The sequence below is a fragment of the Saccharopolyspora sp. NPDC002376 genome (genome assembly GCF_053593195.1).
The window spans coordinates 130,137-141,794 of record NZ_JBSFBZ010000002.1; the positions used below are offsets into that span (position 1 = coordinate 130,137).

Annotated in this window: 9 protein-coding genes; 8 read left to right on the forward strand and 1 reads right to left on the reverse strand. The window is 71.0% G+C overall.

Annotated features, from left to right (window positions below; all coding sequences use genetic code 11):
- Positions 1-214 precede the first annotated feature (214 nt).
- The 7 genes from tkt to ACWCO2_RS02375 all read left to right on the forward strand — a co-directional run bounded on the left by tkt (position 215) and on the right by ACWCO2_RS02375 (position 8,979).
- Entirely contained in the window at positions 215-2,335 is a 2,121-nt protein-coding gene (tkt, locus tag ACWCO2_RS02345) for a transketolase (RefSeq protein ID WP_450125891.1), read from the forward strand.
- 14 nt (positions 2,336-2,349) lie between these two features.
- Positions 2,350-3,456 carry a transaldolase gene (tal, locus tag ACWCO2_RS02350; protein WP_450125892.1) on the forward strand — a complete coding sequence of 369 codons (1,107 nt, stop codon included), beginning with the start codon at positions 2,350-2,352 and terminating at the stop codon, positions 3,454-3,456.
- Positions 3,457-3,549: 93 nt separating this feature from the next.
- Positions 3,550-5,181, forward strand: coding sequence for a glucose-6-phosphate isomerase (locus tag ACWCO2_RS02355; RefSeq protein ID WP_450125893.1), 1,632 nt, complete (start codon positions 3,550-3,552; stop codon positions 5,179-5,181).
- A complete protein-coding gene (gene zwf / locus ACWCO2_RS02360; RefSeq protein WP_450125894.1) occupies positions 5,178-6,716 on the forward strand; it encodes a glucose-6-phosphate dehydrogenase in 1,539 nt (512 codons plus the stop codon). Before ACWCO2_RS02355 ends, zwf begins: the two co-directional genes overlap by 4 nt.
- Positions 6,713-7,666 (forward strand): glucose-6-phosphate dehydrogenase assembly protein OpcA, encoded by a 954-nt coding sequence (opcA, locus tag ACWCO2_RS02365; protein WP_450125895.1) that lies wholly within the window; start codon positions 6,713-6,715, stop codon positions 7,664-7,666. The genes zwf and opcA overlap by 4 nt, the downstream gene beginning before the upstream one ends.
- Positions 7,663-8,421 (forward strand): 6-phosphogluconolactonase, encoded by a 759-nt coding sequence (gene pgl / locus ACWCO2_RS02370; RefSeq protein ID WP_450125896.1) that lies wholly within the window; start codon positions 7,663-7,665, stop codon positions 8,419-8,421. Before opcA ends, pgl begins: the two co-directional genes overlap by 4 nt.
- 366 nt (positions 8,422-8,787) lie before the next feature.
- On the forward strand, positions 8,788-8,979 hold the full coding sequence (locus ACWCO2_RS02375) for a hypothetical protein (RefSeq protein WP_450125897.1): 192 nt from the start codon (positions 8,788-8,790) through the stop codon (positions 8,977-8,979).
- Here ACWCO2_RS02375 and ACWCO2_RS02380 read toward each other — a convergent pair.
- Positions 8,959-10,212, reverse strand: a complete 1,254-nt coding sequence (locus ACWCO2_RS02380) for an adenosylhomocysteinase (protein ID WP_450125898.1) — start codon at positions 10,210-10,212, stop codon at positions 8,959-8,961. The genes ACWCO2_RS02375 and ACWCO2_RS02380 overlap by 21 nt on opposite strands.
- Positions 10,213-10,357: 145 nt before the next feature.
- On the opposite strand from ACWCO2_RS02380, the gene ACWCO2_RS02385 reads away from it, so the two are divergent.
- Entirely contained in the window at positions 10,358-11,647 is a 1,290-nt protein-coding gene (locus ACWCO2_RS02385; RefSeq protein ID WP_450125899.1) for a helix-turn-helix domain-containing protein, read from the forward strand.
- The last annotated feature ends 11 nt before the right edge of the window (positions 11,648-11,658 follow it).

The following is an 11,658-nucleotide window of genomic DNA, read 5'->3' on the forward strand; positions in this document are numbered from 1 at the left end:
CGCTACTGAAGCGGGCTGCGCGCGGGTGGCCGGGAACCTGCCAGTGGCCCTGGTCACGCGGTGTCACCGCTATCCTGATGGGGCCTCCCAACCGCAATTCAGACGGGTCGGCACGTGGCTGATCGGACACGACTAGGCTGCCCGTCGGACGAGGGATAACCGCGGTTCGAATCGGTCCAGCGACCGCATTCACCCGGTAAACGGGATACCGCCGATGGAAAAACTTGGAGCTGCGTCCGTGTCCGTCACCGACGACCTTGCCCGCTTGACCACCAAGCGACTGCCCGAAGACTGGAGCGAGCTGGACCAGCGCGCGGTGGACACCGCCCGCGTGCTGGCCGCCGATGCGGTGGAGAACTGCGGCAGCGGCCACCCCGGCACCGCGATGAGCCTGGCCCCGGCGGCCTACGCGCTGTTCCAGCGCGTCATGCGGCACGACCCGACCGACCCGGAGTGGATCGGCCGCGACCGGTTCGTGCTCTCCGCGGGCCACTCGAGCCTGACGCTGTACGTTCAGCTGTTCCTGTCCGGCTACGGCCTGGAGCTGGAGGACCTCAAGCAGCTGCGCAAGTGGGGTTCGAAGACTCCGGGCCACCCGGAGTACGGGCACACCGCCGGGGTCGAGACCACCACCGGCCCGCTGGGCCAGGGCCTGTCCACCGCGGTCGGCATGGCGATGGCCGCCCGCCGCGAGCGCGGCCTGTTCGATCCGGAGAGCGCTGCCGGTGAGAGCCCGTTCGACCACCACATCTACGTGATCGCCTCCGACGGTGACATCGAGGAGGGCGTGACCTCCGAGGCGTCGTCGCTGGCCGGCACCCAGCAGCTGGGCAACCTCACGGTGATCTACGACGCGAACGAGATCTCCATCGAGGACAACACCCGCATCGCGCTGACCGAGGACACCGCCAAGCGCTACGAGTCCTACGGCTGGCAGGTCCTCACCGTGCACGGCGGCGAGGACGTCAAGGGCCTGCTGGAGGCCGTCGAGACCGCCAAGGCCGAGACCTCCCGCCCGACCCTGATCGTGCTGCGCACGGTGATCGGTTACCCGGCGCCGACCAAGATGAACACCGGCAAGTCCCACGGCGCCGCGCTCGGCGCCGAGGAGGTCGCCGGGGTCAAGACGGCGCTGGGCCTGGACCCGGAGCAGTCCTTCCAGGTCGACGACGACGTGCTGGCGCACGCGCGCGAGGTCACCGCCCGCGGCAAGGCCGCGCACGCCGAGTGGCAGGTCGCCTTCGACAAGTGGGCCTCGGCCAACCCGGAGCGCAAGGCGCTGCTGGACCGGCTGGCCACCCGCGAGCTGCCGGCCGGCTGGCAGGAGAAGCTGCCGACCTGGGAGGCCGACGGCAAGTCCATCGCCACCCGCAAGGCCTCCGGTGAGGTCCTCAACGCGCTGGCCGACGTGCTGCCCGAGCTGTGGGGCGGTTCGGCCGACCTGGCGGAGAGCAACAACACCACGATGAAGGGCGTCGAGTCGTTCGGCCCCGAGTCGATCTCCACCGATGCCTGGACGGCCAGCCCGTACGGCCGCACGCTGCACTTCGGCATCCGCGAGCACGCGATGGGCGCGATCCTCAACGGCATCGCGCTGCACGGCGGCACCCGCCCCTACGGCGGCACCTTCCTGGTGTTCAGCGACTACATGCGCCCGGCGGTGCGGCTCGCCGCGCTGATGAAGGTCCCGTCGATCTTCGTCTGGACGCACGACTCCATCGGCCTGGGTGAGGACGGCCCGACGCACCAGCCGATCGAGCACGTGGCATCGCTGCGCGCCATCCCCGGCTTCTCGATGGTCCGCCCGGCGGACGCCAACGAGACCGCGGCGGCGTGGAAGACGATCCTGGAGAACCCGAGCGGCCCGGCCGGTCTGGCGCTGACCCGTCAGGGCGTGCCGACGCTGGAGGGCGTGACCGCCGAGGGCGTCGCCAAGGGCGGCTACGTGCTGGCCGAGGCCGGCAACGGCGAGCCCCAGCTGGTGCTGATCGCCACCGGTTCCGAGGTGCAGCTGGCCGTCGAAGCCAGGAAGATCCTGGAGGCCGACGGCGTTGCCACCCGCGTGGTCTCGATGCCGTGCGTCGAGTGGTTCGACGCACAGGACGAGGCCTACCGCGAGCAGGTGCTGCCGAAGGCGGTCAAGGCCCGCGTCTCGGTCGAGGCCGGCATCGCGCTGCCGTGGTACCGGTTCGTCAAGGACTCCGGCGAGTCGGTGTCCATCGAGCACTTCGGTGCCTCGGCGGACTACAAGACCCTTTACAACGAGTTCGGCATCACCGTCGACGCCGTTGTCGCGGCGGCCCGGCGCAGCCTGAGCAACGCCCAGCAGGCGTGAGCGGAGGAATTTCTGTGACCACCAACCCGAACCTCAAGGCTCTGAGCGAGGCCGGGGTTTCGATCTGGCTGGACGACCTGTCCCGTCAGCGGATCACCTCGGGCAACCTCGCCGAGCTGATCACAGACCAGGCGGTCGTCGGCGTCACGAGCAACCCGACAATCTTCGCCAACGCGCTGTCCAACGCGGCCGACTACACCGAGAAGGTGCGTGAGCTGGCCGCCCGCGGTGCCAGCGTGGACGACACCGTCCGCGAGCTGACCACCGCTGACGTGCGCGACGCGGCGGACATCTTCCGCAACGTCTCCGAGTCGACCGGTGGCGTCGACGGCCGGGTCTCCCTGGAGGTCGACCCGCGGCTGGCGCACGACACCGAGCGCACCGTCGCCGAGGCCGTGGACCTGTGGAAGGCCGTGGACCGGCCGAACCTGATGGTCAAGATCCCGGCGACCGTCGAGGGTCTGCCCGCGATCACCCGCGTGCTGGCCGAGGGCATCAGCGTCAACGTCACGCTGATCTTCTCGGTGCAGCGCTACAGCGACGTGATGGACGCCTTCATCGCCGGTCTGGAGCAGGCGAAGGCCAACGGCCACGACATCAGCCAGATCGCTTCGGTCGCGTCGTTCTTCGTGTCCCGCGTGGACACCGAGATCGACAAGCGGCTGGAGAAGATCTCCGGTGGTGAGGCGCTGCGCGGCAAGGCCGCGATCGCCAACGCCCGCCTGGCCTACGCGGCCTACGAGGAGGTCTTCTCCTCCGAGCGCTGGAAGGCCCTGGAGGCCGCTGGCGCCAAGGCGCAGCGTCCGCTGTGGGCGTCCACCGGCGTGAAGGACCCGGCCTACTCCGACACGCGCTACGTGGACGAGCTGGTCGCGCCGAACACGGTGAACACCATGCCGGAGGCGACGCTGAAGGCCACCGCAGACCACGCCGACCTGCGCGGCGACACGGTCAGCGGCACCGCCGCCGCCTCGCAGCAGGTCTTCGACGACCTGGCGAAGGCGGGCATCGACCTCGACGACGTGTTCGCGGTGCTGGAGCGCGAGGGCGTGGAGAAGTTCGAGAAGTCCTGGAGCGAACTGCTGGAGACGGTCGACCAGCAGCTCGAGCAGGCCAAGTGAGCAGTGGGGGCGGGGTCGGTCGAGGACCGGCCCCGCCCCCGCTCTTTCCGGGCTGTTCGGCCCCAACTAGATCGAGCGCTGTTAAGGAAATACATGGCAACCGAAATTTCCGTCGACATTCCCGATGTGGCGCTAGCGGCCGAGGCCCGACCGCTGGTCGAGCGGTTGGCCGCCGATGCGGTTGCCAGCAAGCTCGCCGCCCAGGACGCCACGCTGTGGGGCCCGGACGCCGAGCCCGAGGCATCCATCCGGCTGTCCTGGACGAGGCTGCACGAGAGCTCCCGCCCGCTGCTGGCCGAGATCGACGCGCTGCGCGCCGAACTGCACGCCGAGGGCTTGGACCGCGTGGTGCTGGCCGGGATGGGTGGCTCGTCGCTGGCCCCGGAGGTGATCACCGCGACCGCCGGGGTGCCGCTGGTCGTGCTGGACACCACCGATCCCGGGCAGGTCGCCGACGCGCTGGCCGGTGACCTGGAGCGCACCGTGCTGGTGGTCTCCTCCAAGTCCGGCACCACCGTCGAGACCGACTCGCACCGCCGAATCTTCGAGCGGGCTTTCAAGCAAAACGGAATCGATCCTGTGACCCGCATCATCGTGGTCACCGATCCCGGTTCCCCGATGGAGTCGGCCGCGCGCGAGGCGGGCTATCGCAAGGTGTTCACCGCCGATCCGCACGTGGGCGGCCGCTACTCGGCGCTGACCGCCTTCGGCCTGGTGCCGGCGGGTCTGGCCGGCGCTGACGTGTCCGCGCTGCTCGACGACGCAGCCGCTGCGTTCCCTCGGTTGAGCGCCGACGACGACAGCAACCCGGCCGTGCAGCTGGCCGCCGCTCTCGGTGCTGCGCACGCCGGCGGCGCGGAGAAGGTCGTCTTCGCCGACACCGGTTCCGGCATCAAGGGCTTCGGCGACTGGGTCGAGCAGCTGATCGCCGAGTCCACCGGCAAGAACGGCACCGGCCTGCTGCCGGTCGTCGTGGGGGGCACCGACGCGCCCGGTTTCGCCGACGCGGGCACCGACGCCACCACCGTGGCGGTCGGCCCGGCCGTCGCAGGCGCGAAGATCAGCACCGAGGGCCCGCTGGGCGGACAGTTCCTGCTGTGGGAGTTCGCCACCGCGCTGGCTGGTCGGCTGCTGGAAATCAACCCGTTCGACCAGCCGGACGTGGAGGCTGCCAAGAAGGCCGCGCGTGCGCTGCTGGACGGCCCGGCCGGTGGCCCGGCAGCGACGCCGACGCTGGTGGACGGTTCGATCGAGGTGCACGCCTCCGGTGACTGGCTCTCGGCTGGAGTGGGCACCGTGTCCGAAGCGCTGCGCGCGTTCCTGGCCACCGCCCCGAAGAACGGATACCTGGCGGTGCAGGCCTACCTGGACCGCCTCGACGACGCCTCGGCCGCGGTGCTGCGTCCGGAGCTGGCGCGCCGCACCGGCCTGCAGACCACCTTCGGCTGGGGTCCGCGGTTCCTGCACTCCACCGGCCAGTACCACAAGGGCGGCCACCAGAACGGCGTGTTCCTGCAGATCACCGGGGACGCCGAGCAGGACCTGGAGGTGCCGGAGCGGCCGTACACGCTGGCCGGTCTGCAGCGCGCCCAGGCGCTCGGCGACGGTCAGGTGCTCGCCGACCACGACCGGCCGGTGCTGCGGCTGCACCTCACCGATCGCGTGACCGGTCTGGTCGAGCTGGTCAAGGCCGTGCAGGACCTGGCGCAGGGAGGTGCGCGGTGACCCCGCCAAACCAGCAGTGGCAGAACCCGCTGCGGGATCCGCGGGACAAGCGGTTACCCCGGATCGCCGGACCGTGCGGTCTGACGATCTTCGGCGTGACCGGTGACCTGTCCCGCAAGAAGCTGATGCCAGCGATCTACGACCTGGCCAACCGCGGCCTGCTGCCGCCGGGCTTCGCGTTGACCGGCTTCGCCCGCCGCGACTGGGCCGACCAGGACTTCGGTCAGGTCGTCTACGACGCGGTCAAGGAGCACGCGCGGACCCCGTTCCACCAGAGCGTCTGGGACCGGCTGGCCGAGGGCATCCGGTTCGTGCCGGGTTCCTTCGACGACGACGAGGCGTTCGACCGGCTCGCCGACACCGTCAAGCACCTCGACGCCGAGCGCGGCACGGGCGGCAACCACGCGTTCTACCTGTCGGTGCCGCCGTCGGCGTTCCCGACGGTGCTCAAGCAGCTGTCCCGCTCCGGGCTGACCGACCACACCGACGACTCCTGGCGCCGGGTGGTCATCGAGAAGCCGTTCGGCCACGACTTGGACAGCGCGCAGCACCTCAACCACATCGTCAACGAGGTGTTCCCCGAGGACTCGGTGTTCCGCATCGACCACTACCTCGGTAAGGAGACGGTGCAGAACATCCTGGCGCTGCGTTTCGCCAACCAGCTGTTCGATCCGATCTGGAACTCGCACTACGTCGATCACGTGCAGATCACCATGGCCGAGGACATCGGTCTGGGTGGTCGCGCGGGCTACTACGACGGCATCGGCGCGGCCCGCGACGTCATCCAGAACCACCTGCTGCAGCTGATGGCGCTGACCGCCATGGAGGAGCCGGTCTCCTTCTCGCCGCAGGACCTGCGCGCGGAGAAGGTCAAGGTGCTCTCGGCGACCAAGCCGGTCGGCCCGTTCGACCAGACCACCGCGCGCGGTCAGTACACCGGTGGCTGGCAGGGCGGTTCGCTGGTGCCGGGGCTGCACGAGGAGGGCGGGTTCGCGTCCGACTCGATCACGGAGACCTACGCGGCGATCACCCTCGAGGTGGAGAGCCGCCGCTGGGCCGGGGTCCCGTTCTACCTGCGCAGCGGCAAGCGGCTGGGCCGCCGGGTCACCGAGATCGCGGTGGTCTTCAAGCGCGCCCCGCACCTGCCGTTCGACAGCACGATGACCGAGGATCTGGGGCAGAACGCCCTGGTGATCCGGGTGCAGCCGGACGAGGGCGTGACGATGCGCTTCGGCGCGAAGGTGCCGGGCACTTCGATGGAGGTGCGCGACGTGACCATGGACTTCGGTTACGGGCACGCCTTCACCGAGTCCTCGCCGGAGGCTTACGAGCGGCTGATCCTGGACGTGCTGCTGGGCGAGCCGTCGCTGTTCCCGGTCAACGAAGAAGTCGAACTGTCCTGGAAGATCCTCGACCCGGTGCTCAACCACTGGGCCGCCCGCGGCAAGCCCGAGCCCTACAAGGCGGGCACCTGGGGTCCGCCGTCGGCGGACGCCATGCTGGCCCGCACCGGACGCGTCTGGAGGCGACCGTGATCATCGATCTGCCGTCCACCACGACCTCGCAGGTCAACAAGAAGCTGGTGGAGCTGCGCGAGACCGGTGGCGCGGTCGCGTTGGGCCGGGTGTTGACGCTGGTGGTCGTCACCGGCGACGGCACCGAGGTGGAGAAGGCCATCCAGGCTGCCAACGACGCCAGCCGGGAGCACCCGTGCCGGGTGATCGTGGTGGCCAGCGGGGCGCGGCAGGCCGCACCGCGGCTGGACGCCCAGATCCGCATCGGCGGTGACGCGGGCGCGTCCGAGGTGGTCGTGCTGCGCCTGTACGGGCCGCTGGCCGACGAGGGCGCGGGCTCGGTGGTGCCGCTGCTGCTGCCGGACGCCCCGGTGGTGGCGTGGTGGCCGACCGACGCCCCGGACAACCCGGCGAAGGACCCGATCGGCGCGTTGTCGCACCGGCGCATCACCGACGCGGCCAACGAGGCGGACCCGATCGCGTCCCTGCAGAAGCGCCTGCACTCCTATGCGGACGGGGACACCGATCTGGCCTGGACCAGGCTGACCTCGTGGCGCGCGATGCTGACGGCGGCGATGGACCTGCCGCCGCACGAGGCCGTCGCGGCGGCCACGGTGACCGGCGCGGCGGATTCCCCGTCGACGGATCTGCTGGCGGCGTGGCTGGCCAGCTACCTGGAGATCCCGGTGCGCCGGTTGGAGCACCCGCGCGGGCCGGGCATCGTCTCGGCCGTGCTGGAGCGCCCGTCGGGCAACGTGGAGATCGTCCGCCCGGACGGCAAGGTGGGCACGCTGACCCAGCCGGGGCAGCCGGACCGCCGGGTGTCGTTGCACCGCCGCGAGGTCCGCGACTGCCTCACCGAGGAGCTGCGCCGCCTCGACCCGGACGAGATCTACGAGGCCACTCTCGAGGGCCTGGACAAGATCGTCCGCGACGAGGACGCACCGGCGCAGGCGGAGGACGAGTCATGACCCATCCCGATGTGGAGGTGCACGACTCGGGCGAGCTGCTGGCCGCTGCGGCGGCCGCGCGGTTGATCATCGCGCTGGTGGACGCCCAGGCCGCGCACGGGGTGGCTTCGGTGGTGCTCACCGGCGGCCGCACCGGCATCGGCGTGCTCGAGCAGGTCCGCTGCTCCCCCGCCCGCGACGCAGTGGATTGGTCCAATGTGGACTTCTACTGGGGCGACGAGCGGTTCCTGCCGGACGGCGACCCGGAGCGCAACGAGACCCAGGCCCGGCAGGCACTGCTGGACCACGTCGCGGTGAACCCGGAACGGGTGCACCCGATGGCCCCGTCGGACGGCAAGTTCGGCGCGGACGCCGATGCCGCCGCAGCGCACTACGCGGAGGTCCTGGCGACCACGGCGGCCCCGGTCACCGACATCGCGGTGCCCCGCTTCGACCTCCTGCTGCTGGGCGTCGGCGAGGAGGGTCACACGGCGTCGCTGTTCCCGGACACCCCGTACGTGCGGGAGACCGAGCGAACGGTGGTGGGCGTGCACGACTGCCCGAAGCCACCGCCGACCCGGATCTCCCTGACACTCCCGGCGATCCAGGCAGCCGCGCAGGTCTGGCTGATGACCACCGGAGCGGCCAAGGCCGAACCGGTGGTAGCGGCCCTGGGCGGAGCGAATCCGGTGGACATCCCAGCGGCAGGAGCCCGCGGCCGCGACCGCACGCTCTGGCTCCTCGACTCCGAGGCAGCGGCCCAGCTCCCGAGCTGACGCACCGGAAAGCGCCTCCTGGAAAGCGATTTCGCTGCCGGGAGGCGCTTTCCGCGCGTTCAGGCCAGGTGGCGCGGGAAATGCGAAGGGCATGAAGTCTGCCCACGCACTGCCTGTTCCCCCCTGGGCGGCCGGGCGGTCCAGGCGTTAAACCGGGATTCACGCTTCATCGCCCAGAGGAGCGAGATGCACGCACCGGAGGAACGACGCGAATCCAGACCGGCCATCGGCAGGACCCGAACGCCTTCGGCCCGCCCGGACCGGCGGGGAGCTGCGCGGTTTCCCGATCCGGACCGGCCGGCGGGACCGCCTTGCAGCAGCTGGCGGCTCCGCGCGGAAGTACACGTTGAAAAACCCGGTCAGCTGGTGGAGTACGACACGGTCCTCACCCAGCTCCTCGTCTACCTGCACCGCTGGGGCGTGGACGAGGCGGCATCGCTGCACGCGGAACCCTGCGCCTCGCAGCGGAAGCGCGACGCGAACAGCAGAACGCGCGATCGGCCTGAGGCAGGGGCCTTCTGGTCGCGGCAGCGCTCGTCAGGTGCCGAACTGCCATGAGGTGAGGTACTCGTTCTGGCGCGGGGTGAGCTGGTCGATGGTGATGTCGTAGGCCGCCAGCTTGGCCACCGCGACCTCGTTCTCGATCTCCTGCGGGATCGGGTGCACCGCCGGTTCCAGCTCGCCCGCGTTCTCCACCAGGTAACGGACCGCCAGCGCCTGGGTCGCGAACGTCATGTCCATGACCTCGGCCGGGTGGGCTTCGGCGGCGGCCTGGCCGAGCAGGCGTCCTTCGGCCAGCAGCAGGATCCGGTGTCCCTCGGGCAGGGTGTACTCCACGCAGTTCGGGCGCAGGTAGCGGCGGCTGGTCGCCGTGCTGGTGAGGTCGTCGACCGCGATCTCCAGGTCGAAGTGCCCGGAGTTGCCGATGACGGTGCCGTCCTTCATCGACCGCATGTGCTCGACGGTGACCACGTCCCGGTTGCCGGTGGTGGTGATGACCAGGTCGGCTTCGGCGGCGGCGCGGTGCATCGGCAGCACCCGGAGGCCGTCGAGCTTGGCTTCCAGCGCCCGCACCGGGTTCACCTCGGTGACGATCACCTCGGCGCCCATGCCGCGGGCCCGCGCCGCCACACCGCGCCCGCACCAGCCGTAACCGGCCACCACCACGGTCGCGCCGGCCAGCAGGATGTTGGTGGCGCGCAGGATTCCGTCGATGGTGTTCTGGCCGGTGCCGTAGCGGTTGTCGAACAGGTGCTTGGTCAGCGCGTCGTTGGTGGGCAGCACCGGGTAGCGCAGTGCCGCATCGGCGGCCATGTTGCGCATCCGGATCACACCGGTGGAGGTGATCTCGGTGCCGCCGATGATGGCGGGCAGCAGCTCCGGGCGCTGCTCGTGCACGGTGGCGGTCAGATCGGCGCCGTCGTCGACGATCAGCGTCGGCTCGATGCCGAGCGCGCCTTCGACCTGCTGGTAGTAGGTTTCGCGGTCGCAGCCGTAGAGCGCGAAGACCTCAGCGCCCAGGTCGCGTTGGATCGCCGCGGCGACATCGTCCTTCGTGGACAGCGGATTCGACGCGCACAGCGCCACTTCGGCGCCACCGGCGACCAGCGCTCGGCACAGGTTCGCCGTCTCGGTGGTGACGTGCAGACAGGCAGCGATGCGCGCGCCGCGCAGCGGCTTCTCCGCCGCCCAGCGCTCGGTCAGGCCGGCCAGGACGGGCATGCGGCGATGGGCGAACTCGACCTTGCGGGCACCGTCGTCGGCCAGCGCGGGGTCTCGCAGCAGCGGCATCGACTGCTTCCTTTCCTCAGCGGGAGCGGGACGAACCGAGTTCACCGCTACGGCGTCGCGCGAACCAGAGCACGAACCGGGCAACAACCCGGCACCTGCTGGAACGCGCTGGAGACGGGCGGATTCGGCGCGTAACGTCAGCCGGGTGGCACGCCAGTCCGACCTCGCGCAGAAGCGCCGCAGCCGCGGCCACACCCAGGAGACGCTGGCGCACCGGCTCGAGGTGGACGTCTCCACCGTGGCGCGGTGGGAACGCGGTGCCTCCACTCCCACTCCTCGGATGCGGGAGGCGCTGGCCCGCGAGCTGGGGCTCTCACTGGACCAACTCGCCGCACTGCTTCCCGGCGCACCCACCCCGGTCCCCGCACCCGTCCGGGAGCTCCCCGCGGTCGATCCCGTGGAGCTGATCAAGGACGTGTGGACCTCGGCGGAGCGCGACGGGCTCGTCTCCCGCCTCGCGGAGAACTCCCCCGCACCCGCGCTGACCGGCGATCGCGCGGTGCGGGTGGCCCACCAGTGGCTGATCACCCCACCGCCGCCCGCGGTGGCCTGGACGAGCGAGACCGGTCGGCGAGTCGGGCTCGGCACGCTCGGTCGGATCCAGGCCCGGTTGCGGTACCTGCACCACGCCGACGACGTCGTCGCTGGTGGGGACCTGCACACCACCATCCGCGGCGAAGTCGCTCGCACGGCGTCCCTGCTGCGCACCGCGAGCTATCCGGAGGAGGTCGGTCGCGGTCTGCTGCGGGCCGTCGCGGAGCTGTGCCAGCTGGCGGGCTGGTCGACGGCCGACGGCGGGCACATCGCGACCGCCGAGCACTACTACCTCAGCGGCATCCAGGCCGCGCACGCCGCCGACGATCCGGTGCTGGCCGCGCAGGTGGTGTCGGCGCTGGCCGGTCACCTGACCGAGTTCGGCCGAGCGCACGACGCGGTTCTGCTGGCCCGGTCGGCGCTGGCGCGCATCGGCGGCCTCGACCGCAGCGCCGCCACCCCCACCGTGCGGGCGCTGCTGCACGCGCGGGCTTCGTGGGCTCACGTGGAGGCGGGCGAGTTCAGCCAGGCCGCCACAGCAATCCAGCGTGCGCAGGACGAGTACGGCGACCGCCGCGACGACGACCCGGACCCGGCTTGGATCTACTGGCTGACCCCCGAAGAGATGGACATCATCGTCGGTCGGGTCGACACCGCGCTGGGGCAGCACCAGCGAGCCCGGCAGCGGTTGACCTCCGCGATCGGCAGCTGCGACCACCGCCGTGTCCGCGAGACCGCGCTCTACACGACCTGGCTCGCGCACGCGCACCTGCGCGCGCAGGACGTCGACCGCGCCACGGCGCTGGCCGACCGGGCCCGGCAGCTCAGCGAGACGATCCCCTCCGCCTACAGCGAGCGCGCCGTGCAGCACCTGACCCGGCGACTCGCAACCGCGCGGTGACCCAGCGGATC